This is a genomic window from Saccharopolyspora sp. 6M (assembly GCF_020176775.1).
Lineage (GTDB): Bacteria > Actinomycetota > Actinomycetes > Mycobacteriales > Pseudonocardiaceae > Saccharopolyspora_C > Saccharopolyspora_C gregorii.
In genome coordinates this window covers 1-21,807 of record NZ_JAIUJZ010000190.1, presented here as the reverse complement: position 1 = coordinate 21,807, position 21,807 = coordinate 1, and the positions used below count along the sequence as shown (strand labels likewise).

Here is a 21,807-nt window from a genome sequence, read left to right as displayed (position 1 = left end):
TTCTTGCCGGCGGTGGGCGGTTGGGGGGGGGTCCCCCCCCCCCCCCCCCCCCCGGCCCCCGGGCCCCCCCCCCCCGCGATCAAGACGAGCGGATCAGCCGAACGACGGCGGCGCGTCCTCGGGCGCGCTGCCCCACCCGGTGTTCGGCTCGGTGCCCAGGGCGTAGTCGAGCGTGCCGCCCTCGGCGACGAACCGCTCGGACAGCCACGGCTTCCCGGTCCGCTCCCCGTTCACCGACAGGTCCTGCACGTACTTCGCGTCCTGCGAAGCGTCGGGGGCGTTGACGGTGATGGTGGTGCCGTTGCCCCGGTCGATGCTGATCGACGGGAACAGCGGGCTGGCCAGCACGAGGTCCGCGCGGCCCGGCGCCTCCGGGTACATGCCCAGCGCCGCCCACACCGACCAGGACGACATCTGGCCGAGGTCGTCGTTGCCGACGAGGCCGTCCGGTTCGGCGCTGAACAGCTCGGTCAGCGAGCGGCGCACCACGTCCTGCGTCTTGTGCGGCTGCCCGGCGTAGGCGTAGGCCCACGGGGTGTTCGCCGACGGTTCGTTGCCGAGGTAGGCGTGCGGTTCGTCCGGTCCGGCGTTGAGCTCGGCGAAGAACTCGTCGAGCCGCGCCCCCGCCTGCTCGTTCCCGCCCATCCGGTCGAACAGCCCCTGGTGGTCGAACGGCACCATCCAGGCGTACTGGGCGGCGTTGCCCTCCACGTAGCCGTCCTGCTGGGCGAGGTCGAACTCGGGCCAGGAGCCGTCGGCCTTGCGCGGCTGGATCCAGCCGCTGTCCGGGTTGACCAGGTTCTGCCAGTTCCGCGCGCGCTGCTGGAATTCGTCGCGCGCGCCGGTGTCGCCGATCCGGTCGGCGAACTGGGAGATGGCGAAGTCGGAGCCGGTGTACTCCAGCGTCGTCGACACCGAGCCCCACGATTCCTCGTCCTCGGCGGGGATGTAACCGAGTTCGCCGTACTGCTCGTGCACCGGCCGCTCGTCCTCGTTGGTCGCCCCGGCGCGCATCCGCTCCAGCGCCCGGCCGGTGTCGAAGTCGGTGGCGCCGAACGCGTGCGCGCTGGAGATCATGATCGGCAGCGGGTCGCCGGTCATCACGCCGGTGCCGCCGTTGGCGACGGTCCAGCGGTCGAAGTAGCCGCCCTGCGCGGACTGGTTCACCGCGGACTGCGCGATGTCCGAGGCGATGTCGGGCGCGATCAGCGCGACCAGCTGGGTCTGCGAGCGGTACACGTCCCAGCCGGAGTAGTTGGCGTACTGGGCGTGGCCCGGCTCGGCCCGGTGCACCTCGCCGTCGAAGCCGGTGTAGTTCCCGTCGACGTCGCTGAACACGTTGGGGTGCAGCAGCGAGTGGTAGAGCCCGGTGTAGAGCCGCCGCCGGTCCTGCTCGCTGCCGCCGCCGACGTCGATCCGCCCGAGCAGCTCGTTCCACGCCGCGCGGGTGCCGTCGCGGACCTGGTCGAAGCCGCGGTCGCCGAGCTCCTCGGCGGCGTTGGCCTTCGCGCCGTCCAGGCTGACGAACGACAGCCCGACGCGGGCGGTCACGGTGCGCTCGGCGCCCGGGTCGAAGGAGACGAAGGCCTGCGCGCCGTCGTCCTGCGCCTGCTGCTCGTTCGCGGCCCCGGTACCCGAACCGGAGATCTCCTTCGCCGAGGTGTCGACCCGGCCGTCGCGCACGACGCCGCTGCTGGTGAAGTCGTGGTCGAACTCGGCGTGGAAGTAGACGCGGTATTCGTTGGAGCCGCCGCAGAAACCGCCGCCGTCGCTGTAGCCGCTGATGGTGTTGCCGTCGATGGTCAGCGAGCCCTCGGCGTCGTTGAACGCCTTCGCCGCGTCGATCGACAGCGAGGCGGTCTCGCCCTCGGGATAGGTGAACCGCGCGACGCCGGCCCGCTGGGTCGCGGTCAGCTCGGTGCGCAGCCCGTTGTCGAAGGTGACGTCGTAGGCGCCGGGCGAGGCCGATTCGTTCTCGTGCGAGAACGGGTGGTCCTGCACCGGGGCGTCACCGAGCACCGGCAGGAACGGGATGTTGCCGAAGTCCCCGCACCCCGCGCCGGAGATGTGGGTGAGGCTGAACCCGCGGATCCGGTCGTCCTCGTACTGGTAGCCGCCGTGCTGGTACTCGGCGGTGTCCGGGCTCCACTGCATCATCCCGAACGGCGCGACCGCACCGGGGAAGGTGTTGCCCGCTCCCCCGCCGTGCCCGAAGTCGGGACCACCGGGCTTGGTGCCGGTGAACGGGTTGACGTACTGCGCCGGGTCTTCGACGCCGGGTGCGGCCGGGCCCGCGACGGCCGGGACCGCGGAGCCCGGCAGGGCCAGCGCGGTGACCAGCCCGACGGCGCCGGCCAGCAGCGATCGGCTCCGGCCGGACGTGCGTCTGCGCCTGGAGGTGCGCATCGTGCTCCTCTCCTCGGAGGTGGTGGTGCGGCGTGGTACGGAAACGAGCGGGAACGTCCGGCACCCCGATGCCGAAGGGGGACGCGGAATCGGAATTCCGCGCGGGAAGAAGGAGTTCCACGGACTTCTTCCGGCGCGCGAGCGGGAAATCGCGGACCGCATTCCGGCCGCGGATTCCCGATGGTCATCGAGGCGGGTTCGGCGGCGAGTGCGGCGGCAGGCGACCCGGCCGCGACGGCGACCCGGCCACCGGGAACGCCATGCGGAATCCGCGCAGGAGGCGGGAAGAACGGCCCGGATCGCGCACAGATCCCCCATGACAACGTTGTCCATCGCGGTGAGATCAACCGTACAGACCGGACTCGGCGGCGGCAATCATCCGCGTCCCGCGCGCCGCCCGGAGCAGCGGATTCCGGACGCGTTTCCATCCGTTCAGGGCAATGCGGGCGACCGCGCTCCCGTTTTTCCCAGAATGGAAGGGGATTTCCCGGGAATGGCGGTCAGCCGGGAAGGAGCTCGGCGACGAGCCGCTTGCCCAGTTCGATCGGTTCGGTGCCGCGGCTGAACTTGGACCCCGCGACCGCGCCGTCGTAGATCAGCCGGATCCGCTCGGCGGTCGCCTCGGGATCGGCGGCCCCGGACCGCCCGGCGAGGTCCACGAGCAGCTCGTGCAGCCAGGCGCGGTGCCGGTCGATGGCGGCGCGCGCCGGGTGCTGCGGATCGGGGAACTCGGTGGCGGCGTTGAGGTAGAGGCAACCGCGGAACCGGCGGTCCAGCGCGGCGCCGTGCGCGAGGTCGAACAGCGCCAGGACCTTCTCGCGCGGCGAGTCCAGTTCGGCGGCGGCCTTCTCCCACTTGCCGCGGTCGGCCTCGTCCTGGTCGTCGAGGTAGGCGGCGATGAGGCCGTCCTTGGAGCCGTAGGCGTGGTAGAGGCTGGCGCGCGCGACCCCGGCTTCGGCGAGCACCCGGTCGATGCCGACCGCGCGGATGCCCTCCCGCACGAACAGGGTTCCGGCCGCGTCCAGGAGTCGCTGGGCGGGAGCGGCTGCGCCGGATCGCGTGGTGGCCATGGACACAGCCTAACATCGATGGACAGAACGATCGGTCTAGGCCTAGGGTGGTGGCATGCCAGGTTCGGAGCTCGTGCGGCGGTTGCAGGTGGACCTGCTCCGCGTCGCCAGCGCGATCTGTCCCGCTCCCCTGGCCTGAACCCCCCTCTCGCGACATCGCGCGGACGACGTGAGCCGTCGTCCGCTGCCGCGCATCCCCCTGCCCGCACGGAGGCCCCGCCATGTCCTTGTTCCTGTACGAGATCGTGCCCGCCGACGACGCCCGCCAGCGGACCGAGCAGCTGCTCGCCGCCTTCGACACCGCCGCGCGCGAAGCGGGTGCCGAACTGATCGAATCGCAGGTCACCGGCGCGCGGGACCGGGTGTTCGCCGTGGTGGAGGCCGCGGACGACGCCGACCTCGCCACCCTCCGCGGCGAGCAGCTGCCCGAGGTCGCCGAGCTCTCCGGCCCGCACCTGGTCCGCCTGGTCGGCGCCGACCTCGCCGAGGTCAAGGCCGCCCGCCCCGAAGCCGGCTACCTCGTCGAGTGGGACTTCCCCGCCGACCTGGACATGGACACCTACCTGGCGAACAAGAAGGCCAAGGCGCCCAAGTACGCCGAGGTGCCCGAGGTGACGTTCCTGCGCACCTACGTGCGCGAGGACATGGCCAAGTGCCTGTGCCTCTACGACGCACCCGACGAGGGCGTGGTGCGCAAGGCGCGCGACGCCGTGAGCACGCCCATCGACCGGTTGCACACCTTGGACCGGGGCTGACATGACGGCCGCGCACACCGACCGGACCGGCGCGCCCGCGGACCACCCGGGCCGCGCCGAGATCGCCGAGCACTTCGCCGACCGCGCGGCGGCGCTCGACCGCGGCGACGCCGACGTGCGGCCCGGCCTGCGGTTCCTCGGGGAACGCGGGCTGCTGGAGCTCGGCGCGCCGGGCTGCGGCGGCGACCTCGCCACGATGCTGCTGCTCGTCGAGGACGTCGCGGCCGGCTGCCTGTCCTCGGCGTTCTCGCTGTGGGCGCAGCGGATGGTCGTCGAGTACGTGGCCCGCGGTCCCGCCGACGCGGCAGCGGCGCGGGAACTGGACGGGCTGCGCACCGGCTCGCGGATCGGCGTCACCGCGATGGCGCCCGCCATGAAGCACGTCGCCGGGATCGAACCGGTGCCGGTGCTGGCCGAGCGGACCGGCACCGGGGTGCGGTTGACCGGGCCGATCCGCTGGGCGTCGAACCTGTTCGACGACGCGCTCGTGGTGGTCCCCGCCCGGTTCGCCGACGGCGGCGGGCTGATCGCGGTGCTGCGCGTCGGCGACCCCGGGGTGACCGTCCACTCGGCACCCGAGCTGCTGGCGCTCGGTGCGACCGGCTCCTCGTCGGTGGCGCTGACCGAAGTGGACGTGCCGGCGGCGGACGTGCTCAGCACCGACCTGACCGGTTTCGTGCGCGCGGTCCGGCCGACGTTCCTGCTGGTGCAGAGCGCGTTCTGCGCCGGGCTCGCGGGCGCGTCCCGGCGGCAGGCGGCGACGGCGCTGGACGGGCTGAACGCCGAGTTCCGCCCGGACTTCGACGAGCTCGCCGCCGCGCACGATTCGGTGCGGTCCCGGCTGTTCGAGTTCGCCCGCGTCCCGCAGCGGCCCGCGGACCTGCTGCGGCTGCGGCTGGACGCGGCGCGCACGGCCGGTGCGGCGAGCAGGCTGGAAGCGGCGGTCACCGGTGGCCGCGGCTACGCCGCCACCAGCCCGACGAGCCGCAGGCTGCGCGAGGCCGCCTTCCTCCCGATCCAGGCCCCGACGGAAGGACAACTGCGGTGGGAACTGTCACGGTCCGCCTGAGCGGCGCGGAGAAGTCGTACCCGCCGCACCACCGCAAGGTCCTCGACGGACTGGACCTGGTGGTGCGGGACGGGGAGTTCGTGGTGCTGCTGGGCCCCAGCGGCTGCGGGAAGTCCACGCTGCTGCGGATCCTCGCCGGGCTCGAATCCCTCGACGGCGGCGCGCTGGAGTGGGCCGGTGGCGCGCGGCCGCCGATCGGCGCCGTGTTCCAGCAGCCGCACCTGATGCCGTGGCTGACCGTGCGGGACAACGTGCTGCTCGGCGGCCGCTACCGGACCAACCGGCCGCGGTTCTCGCCGGACTGGGCGGCGGGGCTGGTCGAGCGGCTGGGGCTCGCCGAACTCGCCGACTCCTACCCGGACCGGCTCTCCGGCGGGCAGGCGCAACGGGTCGCGGTCGCGCGGGCGGCGGCGATCGGCCCGGCGCTGCTGCTGCTCGACGAACCGTTCAGCGCGCTCGACCCGGCGGCGCGCGCCGACCTGCAGCGGTGGGTGCGGGCGAGCACCGACGACCTCGGGCTCACCTCGGTGCTGGTCACCCACGACGTGGACGAGGCGCTGCTGGTCGCCGACCGGATCGCGATGCTCGACGGAACCGGTGCGGTGGCGCGGGAATGGCCGAACTCCCCCGGTACCGCGGACGGCCCGCTGCGGGCGGAACTGCTCGCGCACTACCCGGCGAGCCCCGTCGCGGCGGGAGCGGCCCGATGAGTCCGCTGTGGTCGCGCCGGTCGCTGCTGCTGGGCGCCGGGGCGCTGGGCGCGGCCGCCGGGCTCGGCGCCGCCACCGACCTCGGGCTGAACGCGGCGCGGCACCGCGATGTCTCCTCCACCGCGTTGCGCATCGGCTACCTGCCGATCACCGACGCGGCACCGCTGCTGCTCGCGCACGGCAGCGGCCTGCTCGACGAGCACGGCACCGGTGCGGCGCGGCCGGTGAGGTTCCGCAGCTGGGCGTCGCTGGCCGAAGCGTTCCTCACCCGGCAGGTCGACGTGGTGCACCTGCTGATGCCGTTCGCGGTGCAGCTGCGGTACGCGATGGGCGCCGACTGCCGGGTGCTGGCCTGGAACCACACGAACGGCTCGGCGCTCACCGTGCGCCGCGACGTCGAGCGCGTCGAGCAGCTCGCCGGGCACAAGGTCGCCATCCCGTTCTGGTGGTCCATCCACAACATCGTGCTGCAGCGGATGCTGCGCGCCGCCGGGCTCACCCCGGTGGTGCGGCAGCAGCCCTCCGCCGCGGACGGCACGGTGGAACTGGTGGTGATGAGCCCTTCCGACATGGTCCCCGCGCTGGACGGCGGCTCCGTCGGCGGCTACATCGTGGCCGACCCGTTCAACGCGATCGCCGAGATCAAGGGCGTGGGGCGCATCCTGCGGTTCGTCGGCGACGTGTGGCGCGACCACGCCTGCTGCGTGGTGCTCGCGCACCAGGACCTGCTGGACACCGCACCGGGCCGGGTGCAGGGCCTGGTGGACGCGCTGGCGCTCACCCAGCTCGGCCTCGCCCGCGACCGGGCGGGCGGCGCGCGGGCGCTCACCGGCGGGAACTACCTGCCGCAGCCGCTGAAGGCGGTGTCGAAGGCGTTGCAGTATCCGGCGGCCCCCTACCCGCACGCGCTGCACCACCCGGCGTGGGCCGGGCAGCGCATCGGCTTCCAGCCGTTCCCGTTCCCCGGGTTCACCGCGGAACTCGTCGAATCGATGCGCACCACGGTCGTCGACGGCGACACCCGGTTCCTCGACGGCCTCCGCACCGACGAGGTGCACGGGCAGCTCGTCGACGACCGGTTCGTGCGCGGCAGCCTGCGCCGCCTCGGCGGACCGGCCGCGTTCGGCCTGCCCGGCTCCCTGACCCGCAGCGAAGAGGTGAACCCCGCATGACCACGCTCTCCCCGCGCGGCGCCGAGGACACGAGCCCCGCCCGGACCGACCGGCCGGGCCTCGCGCACCGGGCCGGGCCGCCGCTGGTGGCGGTGCTGGTGGCCGTCGCGGTGTGGTGGCTGGTGACCGACGTGCTCACCGGCGACCGGCTGCTCACGGCGTTCGCCCCGCAGCACGCGGTGCCCGCGATCGGCGACCTGCTGGCCAGGGGCGTGCTGCTGCCGGACGTGGCGGCCAGCCTGTGGCGGCTGCTGCTGGGCATGCTCATCGCCGCGGTCGTCGGCGTCCCGGTCGGGCTGCTGGTCGGGTCGCTGGACGTGGTGGAGCGGGCGACGCGGCCGGTGTTCCAGTTCCTGCGGATGATCTCGCCGCTGTCCTGGGCTCCGATCGCGGTGGCCGTGTTCGGCATCGGGCACCGGCCGGTGACGTTCCTGGTGGCGGCCGCGGCGGTGTGGCCGATCGTGCTCAACACCGCCGCCGGGGTGCACGCCGTCTCACCCGGTCACGTCCGGGTGGCGCGGTCGCTCGGCGCGACCCGGTTCGAGGTGCTCACCAGCGTGGTGCTGCCGACCGCCCGCACCCACGTGCTGACCGGGCTGCGGCTGGCGCTCGGGATCGCGTGGGTGGTGCTGGTGCCCGCGGAGATGCTCGGCGTGGATTCCGGGCTGGGGTACCAGATCCTCAACTCCCGCGACCAGCTCGCCTACGACCAGGTGATGGCGGTGATCCTGGTGATCGGCGTCCTCGGCTACCTCCTCGACGCCCTCGCCCGCACGCTGCTGCGCCCGCGGCGGTGAGCGCGGACCCGCCGCGCGCGTGATCACCGCCGCGCCCCGTGGGACGATCTCGGCGTGGTGAACGTCGCGCGTCGCGCTTCGTCGTGGCTGGTTCCCGCCTTGGTCGTGCTGCTGGCCGCCGGGGCGGGTCTCGGGCTCGCCAGGGTCGATTCCGGTGTGGTGCGCACGAGCGCCGTCGTCGACGGCGTGCCGGTCGACCTGGTGCGCCCCGCCGCGTCGGCCGGGTCCGCTCCGGGAGTGGTGGTGGCGCACGGGCACGCCGCGAGCCGCCGCCTGATGGCCGACTGGGGGACGACGCTGGCGCGGTCCGGGTTCGTCGTCGCGCTGCCGGACTTCGCCGGGCACGGGGCGAATCCGGCGCCGCTGCCCGACGGACCGGAGCGGGAGGTGCGGCTGGCGGCGGACCTCGATGCGGCCGTCGGTCTGCTGCGGCGGACGCCCGGAGTCGATCCGGAGCGGATCGGGCTGGTCGGCCATTCCATGGGGGCCGGTGCGGTGCACCGGTACGCGGCGGAGCATCCCGGGATCGCCGCGACGGTGGCCGTGTCGCTGCCCGGCTCCGATATCCCACCGGACCCGGCGCTGCCCGCGGACCTGCTGCTGCTCACCGGGCAGTTCGAGTTCCCGGTGTTCCACCGCGCGGCCGAGCAGGCCCTGCGCGCCGGGCGCCCCGACGCGGTGTGGGGCGCGCCCGCCGATCCGGCGCGGGAGAACGCCCGGCGGGGCGGCACCGTCGCGGGCGCCGAGCACCTCGCGATCCTCTTCGCGCCGCGGGCCCACGCGGCGGCGGCGCGCTGGCTGCAGGACTCGCTGCAGGTGTCCGCGCCGGTGCGGGTCGCGGCGGGCGAGCGGTTGTGGCCCGCGGTCCTGCTGTGGGCCGCGTTCGCGGTCGGTTTACTCCCCTTCGCGCGCCGGCTGTTCGGCTCGGCGAGACCGGAACCGGAGCCGGGGTCGGGGTCGGGGTCGGCGCCGTCGGTGCCCGCGGTCGCCGCCGCGGTCGTGGCCGGGCTCGTGCTCGCCGCGGCGGGCTCGGTGCTGGCGCCGGGTGGCTGGTCCCCGCTGGCGGTGGGCGGCGAGATCGGGTTGTTCCTCGTCCTGTTCGGGCTCGGGAGCTGCGCGGTGCTGGGCCGAGGCGCCCGCAGCGCGCACGACGTCCGAGATGTCCGAGGTGTCCGATGTGGAGGGTCCGGTGCGGCCTGGCGGCCGGCGGCGGTCATCTGCTGCGCGCTGCTCGCCGTGGCCGCGCCCATCGGGATCGCGCTGGCCGAGCCGGTGCCGCACGGTGCGCGCTGGTGGTGGACCCCGCTGGTCGTCGTCGCCTGCGGAATCGCCTGCGCCGCAGCGGAGTTCGCGGCCCGCGGACGGACCGGCCCGCGGCAGGACGCGGTGCGGGCGGCGGTGCTGGTCGCCGCGCTGCTCGGGGTCGGGGTGTGCGCGGTCGCGGGAGTGCTGCCGAGCTTCGTGCTGCTGATCGCGCCGCTGCTGGGGGCGCTGCTGCTCTGGCACCTCGCGTGGGCGGCGGCGCTCGCCCGGACCGGTGCCGCGTGGTGGCTGCCCGCCGTCGCCGGCGGCGTGCTGCTCGGCTGGCCGCTGGCCGCCGTCAGCCCGCTCGGCTGAGCACCGGACGCGGCTCAGCGCCGCAGCGCCGCGCGGGAGAGCCGGTTGCCGACGAACTGGGCCGCCTGCACCAGCACGATGATGATCAGCACTGCGATGGCGGTGATCGTCCAGTCGAAGCGCTGGTACCCGTAGGTGATCGCGAAGTCGCCGAGCCCGCCACCGCCGACCGCCCCGGCCACCGCCGTCATGTCCACGACCGCGACGAACACGAAGGTGTAGCCGAGGATCAGCGGCGCCAGCGCCTCCGGCACCAGCAGCGTGCCGATGATCCGCAGCGGACTCGCCCCCATCGCCCGCGCCGCCTCGATCACGCCGGGGTCGATGCCGACGAGGTTCTGCTCCACGATGCGGGAGATCCCGAACGTCGCGGCCACGACCAGCGCGAACGTCGCCGCCGGGGTGCCGAGCGTGGTGCCGACGACGGCCAGCGTCACGGGACCGATCGCGGTGATGAAGATGATGAACGGGATCGGCCGGATGATGTTCACCAGCAGGTTGAGCGCGGTGAACACCGCGCGGTTCGCGAGCAGGCCGCCTACCCTGGTGGTGTGCAGCAGGATTCCCAGCACCAGCCCGAGGAATCCGCCGACGAGCATCGTCACCAGCACCATCCCGATGGTCTGGGCGACGGAGCTCAGCAGCACCGGTCCGATGGTGTCCCAGTCGATGTTCACGCCGCGAGCTCCTCCACGTCGGTGACCGCGCGCAGGGCGGCGATCAGCGCGTCCACGTCCTCGTCCGCGCCGGCGAGCTCCAAGGTGAGCCTGCCGAACGCGTCGCCGCCGAGTTCCTCGACGCCGCCGTGCACGACCTCGAACCGAACCCGGTGCTCGGCGAGGGCCGCCGAGAGCACCGCGCCGACCCGCTGCTCGCCGCCGATCCGGGCGGTCACCAGCCGGCCGGGATTCCTGGCCCGCAGCCGCGCCAGCTCGGCGTCGCTGGGCCGATCGGGCAGGACGGTGCGCACGAACCGCCGCGTGGTCTCCGCCGCCGGGTTCGCGAACACGTCCGCCACCCGGCCCTGCTCGACGAGCCTGCCCGCGTCGAGCACCGCGACCCGATCGGCGATCCGCCGCACCACGTCCATCTCGTGGGTGATCACCACGATCGTGACGCCCAGCTCGGCGTTGATCCGCCCGAGCAGGTCCAGCACTTCCCCGGTGGTCTCCGGGTCGAGCGCGCTGGTGGCCTCGTCGGCGAGCAGGATCTCCGGGTTCGTCGCCAGCGCGCGGGCGATCCCGATGCGCTGCTGCTGGCCCCCGGACAGCTGGTCCGGGTAGTGCCACGCCTTGTCCAGCAGGCCGACGAACCGCAGCAGCTCCGCGACCCGCTCCTCGCGCCGGGCCGGATCCCAGCCCGCGACCTTCAACGGGTAGGCCACGTTGCCGAACGCGGTCCGGGAACGCAGCAGGTTGAACTGCTGGAAGACCATGCCGATGCCGCGCCGGACCTGCCGCAGCCGCCGTTCGGGCAGGCCGGTGATGTCGGTGCCGCCGACCAGCACGGTCCCCGAGTCGGCCCGCTCCAGCGCGTTGATCAGCCGCACGAGCGTGCTCTTGCCTGCGCCCGAGTGCCCGATCACCGCGAACACCTCCCCGGATTCGACGGACAGGTCGATGCCCTCCAGCGCGGTGACAGCCCGGGAGCCTGAACCGAACGTCTTGCCGACGCCGCGGAACTCGATGAGCGGGCTCACCGGTCGCCCGCCGCGCGCACCTCGTCGGTCAGCTCCGCCAGGATCGCCCGCAGCTCCGCCGGGGAGCGCCGCACCGGCACCGCGGTGCCGCGGGAATCCGCGGCCACCTGGCCGGCGACCCGTTCGTCCCGGTACAACTCCACGAGCTTCGCGTACGTCGGGTCGTCGGCGTCCTCGGCGCGGGTGACGAACACGTTGGTGTAAGGCTGCGCGGCGGGCCCGGCCGGGTCGTCGCCGAACAGCGCGCGGGACGGGTCGAGGTCCGCGTCCAGGGCGTAGTTGTTGTTCACGACCGCCGCATCGGCCGACGGCAACGAGGCCACCGTCTGCGCCGCGTCCACCGGCAGCACGCGCACCTTCGACGCGGCCGCGTCGATCTCGGCGACGGTCGACAGCGGATTTCCCCCGCCCCGCAACGAGATCAGCCCGGCCTGCTGGAGCACCAGCAGCGCCCGCGCCTGGTTCGTCGCGTCGTTCGGGATGGTGACGGTGCCGCCGGCCGGGATGTCGGCGAGGTCGGCGTGCCGCCGGGAGTACAGGTTCAGCGGGACGACGGAGGTGGAGCCGATCGGGGTGAGAGTGTCGCCCGTCGCCGCGTTGTGATCGGCGAGGAACAGCAGGTGCTGGAACAGGTTCACGTCGATCTGGCCCTGCGCGAGCGCCGGGTTCGCCTGGTTGTAGTCGCTGAAGGCGACGGTGCGCAGGTCGATCCCGTGCTCGGCGGCGAGCTGCCGGAACGTCGTCCAGTACTCCTTGCTCGCGTCCGTGGCCCCGATGCGCACCGTGATCCGGCCGTCCGCCCCGTCGGATCCCGCCGTGCCGAGCGCGGCGAACACCGCACCGGCGATCAGCACCACGACGAGTGCGAGGCCCGCCACCAGCAACCCCCGGCGACTCCGCCGCGGCTTCTCCGGCAGTTCGTCTGCGGCTCTTGCGGACATGGTGGACCTCCCAGTGGGCGTGCGCGGGCCTCCGCGGCGAGATGCCGCAACGATGCACCGGAGCCCGGCCTCCGCGGAAACCGTGCCAGGATCTGGAATCACAGGCCGCCCCCTTGCCCGCGCGGCCGCAGGTGTGCTGGGCGCCGTCCGCGGCGCCGGGCCGCCGGGTGCGCGCAGGTGATCTGCGCGGACCGATCGCGCGCCCCCGCCCTCCGGCGATCACCACCGGCCTGACGATCCACTGTGGACGTTTCGGATCGACCTGGTCCGTCCCGGGATTCGGGACGCGTTGCCCGACCCGAGGAGCAGTGCCTACGTTGCACGCCGTGCTGAAGCAGGATGGAAGACCACGGGACACCTCCGGACCGGCCGGGGCCGGCGCCGCGAACCGGGTGCTGAGCGCGCTGCGCCCGTTGAGCGGCCCGCTGCTGGGGCTCGGCGCCGTCGTGGTGCTGGTGCTGGTGTGGCAGCTCGTCGCCGTGCTCCGGATCTGGCCCGAGCAGATCGTGCCCGCGCCCGCCCAGGTGTGGGCGCAGCTGCTGTCCACCAGCGACGCCGGCAACGGCCAGTCCGGTTACGCCGGCTACACGCTGCTGGAACGCCTCGCGGTGAGCCTGCGCAGGCTGGCCTACGGAGTCGGGTACGGCGTCCTGATCGGCATCGTCCTCGGCCTGGTGATGGGTCTGGTCCGGCCGGTGCGGGTGATGCTGGAGCCGCTGGTCACCTTCATCCGCGCGCTGCCGCCGCTGGCCTACCTGAGCCTGCTGGTCATCTGGTTCGGCATCGACGAGGAACCCAAGGTGTACCTGCTGATGGTGGCCTCGTTCCCGCCCGTGGCCGTGGCGACCGCCGCCGCGGTCACCGGGGTCGGCAAGCAGTACGTGGAGGCCGCCGAAGCACTCGGCGCGAACCGGGCGCAGGTGATCGCCTCGGTGATCCTGCCCGCGTCGGTGCCCGAGATCCTCACCGGCGTCCGGCTGGCCGTCGGCATCGCCTACGGGTCGGTGGTGGCCGCGGAGACCGTGAACGGCGCCGACGGGCTCGGCGGCATGGTGCTCAACGCCCAGCGCTACAACCAGACCGCCGTGGTGATCCTCGGCCTGTTCGTCATCGGCATCACCGGCCTCGTCATCGACCTGCTGATCGTCGCGGTCCGCCAGTCGCTGTCCCCGTGGCGCAGCCGCGTCTGACCACCCCCGTGAGAGGAGAACCCGTGCACCGGTTCAGCAGGCGCGCCGCGCTCGGCCTGTTCGGCGCCGCCGCGGCCGTCCCCGCGCTCAGCGCGTGCGGCGTCGGCGGCGAGTCCGAGGAGGAGAAGGCCCGCGAGGTCCGCATCGCCTACCAGAACTTCGCCGACAGCACCCTGCTCGTCAAGGAGCAGCGCACCCTGGAGCAGCGGTTCCCGGACCACGAGTTCCAGTGGACCGCGTTCGACTCCGGCGCGAGCATCAACACCGCGTTCCTCAGCGGGGCGCTGGACATCGCCGTCATCGGCAGCAGTCCCGCCGCGCAGGCGCTCAGCCCGCCGCTGGCCGTGCCGTACCAGGTGATCCAGCTGCTCAACGTGATCGGCAGCAGCGAGGCGCTGGTGGTGCGCGGCGACCGCGGCATCCGCGCGATCCCGGACCTGACCGGGCGCAAGGTCGCCGCTCCGTTCAGCTCCACCGCGCACTACAGCCTGCTCGCCGCGCTGCGGCAGCACGGCGTCGACCCGGGCGGGGTCGACATCGTCGACCTGGAACCGCAGAACATCCAGGCGGCGTGGGAGCGCGGCGACCTCGACGGCGCCTACCTGTGGACGCCGACGCTCACCGCGTTGCGGCGCAACGGCACGGTGCTGGTGGACAGCGCGCAGCTCGCCGCGGCGGGCGAGCCCACGCTCACCTTCGCCGTCGCCGCACGGGAATTCCTCGACCGCAGCCCCGACGTCGCCCAGGGTTGGCTGGACGCCACCGACGCGGCGATCCGGCAGATCCGCACCGATCCCAGGCCGGTCGCCGAGGCGGTGAGCAGGCAGCTCGGCAGCAGCGTGGACGACGCGCTGGGCCAGCTGCGGCAGAACATCTACCTCGACCTGGAACAGCAGCGCGGCCCCGAGTACTTCGGCAGCCCGCAGGCGCCCGGCGAGCTCGCCGCGCGGCTGCGCGCCACCGCCGGATTCCTGCTGGCGCAGCAGAAGATCGACGCCCTGCCCGACCTCGCGACCTTCCAGCGAGCCCTGCGCATCCCGGAGCCCGTTCATGCCTGATGAACCCCTCGTCGAGATCACCGGAGCCACCCGCTCCTACGGGCGCGGCGCGAACGCCGTCACCGCGCTCGGGCCGCTGGACCTGCGCGTCGAACGCGGCGAGTTCGTGGTGATCGTGGGCCCGTCCGGGTCCGGCAAGAGCACGCTGCTGCGGCTGGTCGCCGGTTTCGAACGGCCCAGCACCGGCACCGTCGCCCTCGACGGGCGCGCCCCGGTGCCCGGCCGCGACGTGGGCGTGGTGTTCCAGCAACCCCGGTTGTTCCCGTGGCACTCGGTCGCGGGGAACCTGGACGCGGCGCTGCGCTGGGCGGGGGTGCCGCGCGGGCAGCGGGCGCAGCGGCGCGCGGAGCTGTTGGAACGCGTGGGGCTCGCCGAGATCGGCGGGCGGCGCGTCTGGGAGATCTCCGGCGGCCAGCAGCAGCGGGTCGCCATCGCCCGCGCCCTCGCCGGGCGGCCGGGCCTGCTGCTGCTCGACGAACCGTTCGCGGCGCTGGACGCGCTCACCCGGGAACGCCTGCAGGAGGACCTGCGCTCGCTGACCGACGACGCCGAGCAGGGCGCCGTGTTCGTGACGCACAGCGTCGACGAAGCGGTCTTCCTCGCCAGCAGGGTGATCGTGCTGAGCAACCGGCCGGGCCGGGTCGAGCTGGACCTGCCGGTTCCGCTGCCGCGCAGCGGGATTCCCGCCGACGAGCTGCGCGCCTCGGCCGAGTTCGCCCGGCTGCGCGGCGAGGTCTCCACCGCCGTCCGCGCCGCGCTCCAGCCCGCCTGAGCCGCGACCTGCCGCAGCGGAACGGCCCGACCGGACGCGGTGGTCGATCGGGCCGTTCAGCTCGCTGGTCCGCCGCTCCGGCGGGTGCGGATCACACGACGCCGAGGGACAGCATCGCGTCCGCGACCTGGGTGAAGCCCGCGATGTTGGCGCCCACGATGTAGTTGCCGGGGGCGTCGTACTCGTCGGCGGTCTGCAGGCAGCGGTCGTGGATACCGCGCATGATCTCGGCGAGGCGCTGCTCGGTGTGCTCGAACGTCCACGAGTCCCGCGAGGCGTTCTGCTGCATCTCCAGCGCGGAGGTCGCGACGCCGCCCGCGTTCGCCGCCTTGCCGGGCGCGAACTTCACGCCGGCGTCGTTCAGGAACTTGATGGCCTCCGGCGTGGTGGGCATGTTCGCGCCCTCCGCGACGATCTTGCAGCCGTTGCGGACCAGTTCGGCCGCGTGGTCGGCGTCCAGCTCGTTCTGGGTGGCGCAGGGCAGCGCGATGTCGCACGGCACGTCCCAGGCCGCACCGCCGGAGATGAAGCGGACGCCGTCGCCGCGGGCGGTGGCGTACTCGTCGATGCGGGCGCGCCGCACCTCCTTGATCTCCTGCAGCAGCGTGACGTCGACGCCCTTCTCGTCCACCACGTACCCGCTGGAGTCCGAACAGGCCACGACGGTGCCGCCGAGCTGGTGCACCTTCTCGATGGCGTACTGCGCGACGTTGCCCGAACCGGACACGACGACCTTCTTGCCGTCGAAGGAATCCCCGGACGTCTTCAGGATCTCGTCCACGAAGAACACCGTGCCGTAGCCGGTGGCCTCCGGACGCACCTGGGAACCACCCCAGCTAAGGCCCTTGCCGGTGAGCACCCCGGACTCGTAGCGGTTGGTGATCCGCTTGTACTGGCCGAACAGGTAGCCGATCTCCCGGCCGCCGACCCCGGTGTCCCCGGCGGGAACGTCGGTGTACTCGCCGATGTGCCGGTACAGCTCGGTCATGAACGACTGGCAGAACCGCATGACCTCGCCGTCGGAGCGGCCCTTCGGGTCGAAGTCGGAACCGCCCTTGCCGCCGCCGATCGGCATGCCGGTCAGCGAGTTCTTGAAGATCTGCTCGAAACCGAGGAACTTCACGATGCCCAGGTAGACGCTGGGGTGGAACCGCAGGCCGCCCTTGTACGGCCCGAGCGCGGAGTTGAACTCGACGCGGAACCCGCGGTTGATCTGCACCGAACCCTTGTCGTCCACCCACGGCACCCGGAAGATGATCTGCCGTTCCGGCTCGCACAGGCGGCGGATGACCTCGGCGTCGGTGTACTCGGGGTGCTTGGCGACGACCGGGCGGAGGCTGTCGAGGACTTCGTGCACCGCCTGGTGGAACTCGTCCTCCCCGGGGTTGCGGTGCAGCACCTCGTCGTAGATGTCCTGAAGCTTCTCGTCGAGATTCGCCACAGCTCGCTCCTCCAACTCGTGATCGCCCGGCGCGCGGGGGTCCGCACCGGTGCGCCACCCGGTGGGCCCGGCCCGCTGCCAGCCTCGGTATCGCGGCGGCCCGACCCGCCGCCGCAGACCTTATCCCGGCCCTCACGCCGCGAACGGCATCCGGAACCGACCGCCGAAACATGCCCGAAACACGCCGGAAACACGATTCCGCGGCGCTCGCACTACCTCGGGTCGGCGAAAAACCGGCGGACACGCGGGTTTCCGGCGGGTTTCGGGCCGGTTGCCCAGCTTCGCACGAGCACGCACCCGTGTCACCGGGCGCGGAGTCGCGAGTCGCGGACCGTTTTCCCGGTGGCATTGCTCACGAGTGGCCCTGCTCACAGTGGAACGGGTCCGCCGGACGTCCCGGCGGACCCGTTCGCGGGCCGGTCGTTCAGCCGATCGGAGCCGGTTCCGGTGGCGCCGGGGAGCGGCGGCGCACCGCGGCGGCCACCCCCAGCACGAGCAGGTTCACCGCCAGGCCGGTGAGCCCCGAGTTCACGCCGAACGGGTTCACCTGCAGCACCGCGGACACCAGCACCACGCACTCCCCCGCGACGAGACCCGCGAGCACCGCCGAGGAGCGCACCGACACCGGTTCCCGCAGCGCCAGCAGGTTCGCGGGCGCCAGCTGGATCATGCCGCTGTAGGTCAGCAGGTACAGGTTCGCCATCAGGTCCGGGCGGCCCAACGTCAACGCCAGCACCAGCACCGAGACCACGGCCGCGGTGATCCGGCTCGCCCGCAGCCGCGCGCCCTCCGCCATGCCGGACGGCACCAGGTTGCTCGACACCAGCGTCGCCACGCAGATCAGCCCGCCCGCCGCGGGCACCATCGCGCAGGCCGCGCCGCCGATGAGCACCACCGCCAGCAGCGGGGCCGGCAACGTGCGCTGCGCCAGCTCCAGCAGCGCCGCGTTCTCCGCGCCGGCCGGGGTGGTCGCGTCGGCGACCGCGTAGAAGCCGACCAGCACCGGGATCGCCACCGCCACCGTGTACAGCGGCAGGAACACGTGGTTCGACGCCACCGCCTTCGACGAGCGCCCCGACAGCACCGCGGGCCAGCTCGACGGCAGCGTCATCGCCCCGAAACCGGCCGCGCTGACCAGGATGCTCGACACGTACCAGGCGGTGCCGTAGGAACCCGCGGGCTGGATCGTCAGCAGTTCCCGCGCGCCCCGGAACACGGCGGTGAACAGCCCGTCCTCCGGCTGCCGCGCCAGCAGCACGCCGCCGGCGATCACCAGCAGCGCCACCACCATCAGCACGTCCTTCAGGTACGAGGTCGCCGCCACCCCGTGCAACCCGGACCACAGCACGAACAGCAGCACCAGCAGCATCGCCACCACGACGCTCGCCGTGCCGGTCCGCTCGTCACCGGTCATGAACGACACGATCGTGCCCAGCCCCACCAGCTGCACCTGGATGACCGGCATGAAGAACACGATCGCCAGCACCGCAGTCAGCCCGCCCAGCACGGGGCTGCGGAACCGGTGGCGCAGGTAGTCCGAGTTCGTCCGGTACCCGTGGCGCTTGCCCAGCCGCCACACCAGCGGCGCCACCAGGAACATCCCGACGTAGCCGAGCACCAGGTACGAGGGCATGTACATCGCGGCCACGCCACCGCCGAGCACCAGCCCGGAGATGCCGAGGAACGTGAAGGTCGTGAAGATCTCCCCGGCCTGCAGGAAGAACGTGGCCACCGCGCCGAAGCGGCGGCCCCCGACGGTCCAGGCGGCCAGGTCGAAGCCGCCGCCGCGCCTGCCGAGCAGGCCGACGACGGCGATCAGCACCAGGCCGAGCAGCGCGGTCGCCATCACGGTGCGTCCACCTCCCCGGCGCTCTCCGCGACCGGGCCCACCGGGTCGTCGCCGGAGATCAGCCCGGCCCGCTCCTCGCGCCGCAGCACCCACGCCAGCAGCAGGCTGGTCAGCACGCACCAGCCGCACACCCACACCACCACCGACGGCAGCCCGAACCAGGGCGCCGGGGTGTTGACGAAGGGGAAGAAGGGGGTGCCCAGCAGCGCGATCACCGGTAGCACCAGCACCGCGTGGAAGGGCCGCAGCGCTCCCCGCGCGCCGCGTGGATCGGGCCTCGGCGGCCCGCTCCGCTCTCGTCCGCTCATGTCAGCCTCCTGCGCAGGTGGCCGTCTCCGCCCGCGGTCGTCGCGGGTCGAGCAGCGCACCGTGCGCCGGACACGCTAACCGCCCGCCGCCCGGAGCGGTGCGGGTGAGCGCGGGGTCACCCGGGGCGGGTCAGCTCGGCGGCACCGGGGTGACCAGGGTGCCCTCGGCCAGGAAGCGCTCCAGGTTGCGGAAGGTCAGCTCGCCCATCGCCTCGCGCGTTTCGCGCGTGGCGCTGGCGATGTGCGGCAGCAGCACCACGTCGTCCCGGTCCAGCAGCGCGGCGGGCACGTTCGGCTCGTCGGCGAACACGTCCAGCGCGGCGCCCGCGAGCCTGCCCTCGACCAGCGCCGAGACCAGCGCGGGTTCGTCCACGACGCTGCCGCGGGCGATGTTCACCAGGTAGCCGCGCGGTCCGAGCTCGGCCAGCACCTCCGCCGAGACCAGGCCGCTGGTCCCCGCTCCCCCGGCGGTCGCGATCACCAGCACGTCCACCCCGGCGGCCAGTTCCCGCGCCGACCCGGCGTACCGGTAGCCGACGCCGTCGACGGGACGCCGCGAGTGGTAGGAGATCTCGGCGCCGAACCCCTCCAGCCGCCGCGCGATGGCGCGGCCGATGCGGCCGAGCCCGAGGACGCCGACGCGCTTGCCGCTGACCTTGGTGCGCAACCCGAAACCGCCGGGCACCCATTCGCCGCGCCGCACGTAGCGGTCGGCGGCGGACAGCCCGCGCAGCACGTCGATCAGCCCGCCCACCGCGAGGTCCGCGACGCAGTCGGTGAGCACGTCGGGGGTGTTGCTGACGTCGATGCCGCGGGCGCGGGCGCGGGCCACGTCGGTCCGCTCGTAGCCGACTCCGAAGTGGACGATCGCGCCGAGCTTCGGCAGCGCGTCCATCAGCTCGTCGCTCACCCCGTAGCGCGCGCTGGTCACCGCGGCGACCACGTCGGCGCCGCGCTCGGCGAGGCAGGCGGCCGGATCGGGCTGCTCGTGCAACCGCAGCACGTCGTAGCGCGCGGCCATCTCCTGCTCCAGCGACGGCAGCAGCTCGCAGACCTGGAGGACGGTGCCGGACGGGGCGGACTGGGGCATGCGGGTGTTCCTCCTGCGGCGGGGTGGGGGCTGCTCGCAGCCTAGGCCTGCGCCGATGCCGCTTCCAACACCGATCCGGCATCCGCCGATGCCTTTTCCGACTCGGCCGCGGAGCACCGGCGCACGGCCGTCCGGTGCGGTGCCGGTCGCGCTCGCTGCGCGGCGGAAGCGGCCGCGGGGGTGCGCCGGGCCGGGCGCGAGACGCGCGGCCACCACCCGCTCACCGCCTGACGGCACCCGGTTCGGGAGAACCTGGTCGTGTGGATCTTCCGCGTGCGCGGTGGCACGAGCGGGTGAACCGATCTTCGCGGGCGTCAGAGCAGGCCGCTCCCGGCCGACGTAGGGGGTGATCGTCCCCCCCACCTCGCAGGAGGTCCGCGTGCACACCGATCCGCTTCGCACGTGCCGGCACCAGGTCCGCGCCCACCACCGGGAGACCCCCGTCGCGATCATCGGCGCCGGGCCCGGTGGGCTCGCCGTCGCGGCCGAGCTGGCCCGCCGCGGCATCGCGGCCACCGTGTTCGAGCGCGGCCCGCAGGTCGGGGCGAACTGGCGCCACCACTACGACCACCTGCGGCTGCACACCGCGCGCTCGCTGTCCCGGCTGCCGGGGATGCGCATCCCGCGCCGCTTCGGGCGGTGGGTCGCCCGGGCGGACCTGGTGCGCTACCTGGAGGACTACGCCCAGCGGCACGAGCTGGACGTCCGGCCGAACACCACCGTGGAGCGGGTGTGGCCCGCGGAGCGGATCGGCGGGGAGCGCTGCTGGCGGCTGCGGGCCGGTGGCGAGACCACGACGGCGCGGGCGGTGGTCATCGCGACCGGGCTCGCCCACACCCCGCACATCCCGGACTGGCCGGGGCTGGACGGGTTCTCCGGGCTGCTGCTGCACTCCGCGCGCTACCGGAACCCGGACCGGCACCTCGGGCGCGACGTCCTCGTCGTCGGCGGCGGCAACAGCGGCGCCGAGATCGCGACGGCCCTCGCCCAGCACGGCGCCACCCGGGTCTGGTGGTCGGTGCGCACCCCACCGACCATCGTGCCCGCCGCGGCGGACCGGTGGCAGCGGCTGGGGGTGCTGCTCGCGAAGGCGCCGACCTCCGCCGCCGACCTGCTGACCCGGACGTTCGCCCGAGCTCAGCTCCCGGACCTGCGCGGGCACGGGCTGCCGCGCCCGCAGGAAGGGCTCTACGCGCGGATCCGGCGGGACGGGAGCAGCCCGGTGCACGACCGCGGCATCGTCGAAGCCGTCCGGAAGGGACGCGTGCAGCCGGTCCCGGCGGTGGCGAGCGTGGACCGCAGTCAGGTGGTGCTCGCCGACGGCAGCCGCATCCGGCCGGACCACGTCATCGCCGCCACCGGCTACCGGACCGGGCTGGCCCGGTTGGTGGGGCCGGACGTGCTGTCGACGCCGCAGGACCTGCCCGCGGCGCCGGAGCTCACCGAAGCACCGGACCTGCACTTCCTCGGCTTCACCAACCACCCGGCAGGGCACCTGCACCGGATCGCCGCCGAAGCGCGCGCCACCGCCAAGCTCATCGCCCGGCGGCAGCGACACGCCGGTGCCCGCACCTCCGGCGAACCGGAATGCGACTGCGCGCAACGGGTTTCCGACCTGGCCGGGTGAGCATGCAGTTCCGCCACCGCCCGTGCCGCGTCCGAGCGCCTGCCAGCAGCGCCGCACCGGACGGTTCGGCGGCCTGCCACCCGCCAGCCCGACAGGGGCGCCGCCACCCGAGTGCTGCGCAACACGAGTCGCTATCCGTCCCGCCGAGCAGAACGAGTCAGAACACCACCACCGAACGGAGGACCTCTCCGTCGTGCATCTTGGTGAAGGCGGACTCGACCTGGTCCAACGAGATC

At 73.6% G+C, this 21,807-nt stretch carries 20 protein-coding genes; 11 read left to right on the top strand and 9 right to left on the bottom strand.

The annotated features are described in order from the left end of the window. Window positions 1-93: 93 nt before the first annotated feature. Both LCD31_RS22640 and LCD31_RS22635 read right to left on the bottom strand, forming a co-directional pair. Window positions 94-2,406 (bottom strand): GH92 family glycosyl hydrolase, encoded by a 2,313-nt coding sequence (locus LCD31_RS22640; protein WP_224961037.1) that lies wholly within the window; start codon window positions 2,404-2,406, stop codon window positions 94-96. A gap of 500 nt (window positions 2,407-2,906) precedes the next feature. Continuing rightward, on the bottom strand, window positions 2,907-3,476 hold the full coding sequence (locus LCD31_RS22635) for a TetR/AcrR family transcriptional regulator (protein WP_224961036.1): 570 nt from the start codon (window positions 3,474-3,476) through the stop codon (window positions 2,907-2,909). A gap of 55 nt (window positions 3,477-3,531) precedes the next feature. Between LCD31_RS22635 and LCD31_RS29830 the strand changes: the two genes are divergently transcribed. The 7 genes from LCD31_RS29830 (at window position 3,532) to LCD31_RS22605 (ending at window position 9,596) form a co-directional block, all read left to right on the top strand. Further along, window positions 3,532-3,615 carry a putative leader peptide gene (locus LCD31_RS29830; RefSeq protein WP_374108146.1) on the top strand — a complete coding sequence of 28 codons (84 nt, stop codon included), beginning with the start codon at window positions 3,532-3,534 and terminating at the stop codon, window positions 3,613-3,615. Between the two features lie 82 nt (window positions 3,616-3,697). Then, window positions 3,698-4,231, top strand: a complete 534-nt coding sequence (locus tag LCD31_RS22630) for a DUF4242 domain-containing protein (RefSeq protein ID WP_224961035.1) — start codon at window positions 3,698-3,700, stop codon at window positions 4,229-4,231. A 1-nt stretch (window position 4,232) separates the two neighbouring features. Further along, on the top strand, window positions 4,233-5,300 hold the full coding sequence (locus LCD31_RS22625; RefSeq protein WP_224961034.1) for an acyl-CoA dehydrogenase family protein: 1,068 nt from the start codon (window positions 4,233-4,235) through the stop codon (window positions 5,298-5,300). Next, window positions 5,276-6,010, top strand: coding sequence for an ABC transporter ATP-binding protein (locus LCD31_RS22620; RefSeq protein ID WP_224961033.1), 735 nt, complete (start codon window positions 5,276-5,278; stop codon window positions 6,008-6,010). The genes LCD31_RS22625 and LCD31_RS22620 overlap by 25 nt, the downstream gene beginning before the upstream one ends. Then, entirely contained in the window at window positions 6,007-7,182 is a 1,176-nt protein-coding gene (locus LCD31_RS22615) for an ABC transporter substrate-binding protein (RefSeq protein ID WP_224961032.1), read from the top strand. Before LCD31_RS22620 ends, LCD31_RS22615 begins: the two co-directional genes overlap by 4 nt. Beyond that, window positions 7,179-7,979: an ABC transporter permease gene (locus LCD31_RS22610; RefSeq protein WP_224961031.1), complete on the top strand. Its 801-nt coding sequence runs from the start codon at window positions 7,179-7,181 to the stop codon at window positions 7,977-7,979. The genes LCD31_RS22615 and LCD31_RS22610 overlap by 4 nt, the downstream gene beginning before the upstream one ends. A 54-nt stretch (window positions 7,980-8,033) precedes the next feature. Beyond that, a complete protein-coding gene (locus LCD31_RS22605) occupies window positions 8,034-9,596 on the top strand; it encodes an alpha/beta hydrolase (protein ID WP_224961030.1) in 1,563 nt (520 codons plus the stop codon). Between the two features lie 14 nt (window positions 9,597-9,610). Here LCD31_RS22605 and LCD31_RS22600 read toward each other — a convergent pair whose 3' ends face one another. Genes LCD31_RS22600 through LCD31_RS22590 form a run of 3 tightly spaced genes read right to left on the bottom strand, consistent with a single transcriptional unit; the run spans window position 9,611 to window position 12,236 of the window. Then, entirely contained in the window at window positions 9,611-10,273 is a 663-nt protein-coding gene (locus tag LCD31_RS22600) for a methionine ABC transporter permease (protein WP_224961028.1), read from the bottom strand. Beyond that, on the bottom strand, window positions 10,270-11,295 hold the full coding sequence (locus LCD31_RS22595) for a methionine ABC transporter ATP-binding protein (protein ID WP_224961027.1): 1,026 nt from the start codon (window positions 11,293-11,295) through the stop codon (window positions 10,270-10,272). The genes LCD31_RS22600 and LCD31_RS22595 overlap by 4 nt, the downstream gene beginning before the upstream one ends. Further along, window positions 11,292-12,236, bottom strand: a complete 945-nt coding sequence (locus LCD31_RS22590; protein ID WP_224961026.1) for a MetQ/NlpA family ABC transporter substrate-binding protein — start codon at window positions 12,234-12,236, stop codon at window positions 11,292-11,294. The genes LCD31_RS22595 and LCD31_RS22590 overlap by 4 nt, the downstream gene beginning before the upstream one ends. Before the next feature lie 326 nt (window positions 12,237-12,562). Between LCD31_RS22590 and LCD31_RS22585 the strand changes: the two genes are divergently transcribed. Genes LCD31_RS22585 through LCD31_RS22575 form a run of 3 tightly spaced genes read left to right on the top strand, consistent with a single transcriptional unit; the run spans window position 12,563 to window position 15,256 of the window. Next, entirely contained in the window at window positions 12,563-13,426 is an 864-nt protein-coding gene (locus tag LCD31_RS22585) for an ABC transporter permease (protein ID WP_224961025.1), read from the top strand. A 23-nt stretch (window positions 13,427-13,449) separates the two neighbouring features. Continuing rightward, on the top strand, window positions 13,450-14,484 hold the full coding sequence (locus tag LCD31_RS22580) for a glycine betaine ABC transporter substrate-binding protein (RefSeq protein WP_224961024.1): 1,035 nt from the start codon (window positions 13,450-13,452) through the stop codon (window positions 14,482-14,484). Next, entirely contained in the window at window positions 14,477-15,256 is a 780-nt protein-coding gene (locus LCD31_RS22575) for an ABC transporter ATP-binding protein (RefSeq protein ID WP_224961023.1), read from the top strand. Before LCD31_RS22580 ends, LCD31_RS22575 begins: the two co-directional genes overlap by 8 nt. Window positions 15,257-15,347: 91 nt before the next feature. On the opposite strand, the gene gdhA is transcribed toward LCD31_RS22575, so the two are convergent. From gdhA to LCD31_RS22555, 4 genes are all read right to left on the bottom strand, one after another. After that, window positions 15,348-16,697: an NADP-specific glutamate dehydrogenase gene (gene gdhA, locus LCD31_RS22570; protein WP_224961022.1), complete on the bottom strand. Its 1,350-nt coding sequence runs from the start codon at window positions 16,695-16,697 to the stop codon at window positions 15,348-15,350. 424 nt (window positions 16,698-17,121) lie between these two features. Continuing rightward, entirely contained in the window at window positions 17,122-18,543 is a 1,422-nt protein-coding gene (locus LCD31_RS22565) for a sodium:solute symporter (protein ID WP_224961021.1), read from the bottom strand. Further along, window positions 18,543-18,854: a hypothetical protein gene (locus LCD31_RS22560; protein WP_224961020.1), complete on the bottom strand. Its 312-nt coding sequence runs from the start codon at window positions 18,852-18,854 to the stop codon at window positions 18,543-18,545. The genes LCD31_RS22565 and LCD31_RS22560 overlap by 1 nt, the downstream gene beginning before the upstream one ends. Before the next feature lie 130 nt (window positions 18,855-18,984). Then, window positions 18,985-19,944 (bottom strand): 2-hydroxyacid dehydrogenase, encoded by a 960-nt coding sequence (locus tag LCD31_RS22555; RefSeq protein ID WP_224961018.1) that lies wholly within the window; start codon window positions 19,942-19,944, stop codon window positions 18,985-18,987. A gap of 379 nt (window positions 19,945-20,323) precedes the next feature. Between LCD31_RS22555 and LCD31_RS22550 the strand changes: the two genes are divergently transcribed. After that, entirely contained in the window at window positions 20,324-21,571 is a 1,248-nt protein-coding gene (locus tag LCD31_RS22550) for an NAD(P)/FAD-dependent oxidoreductase (protein ID WP_224961016.1), read from the top strand. Window positions 21,572-21,807: the final 236 nt, after the last annotated feature.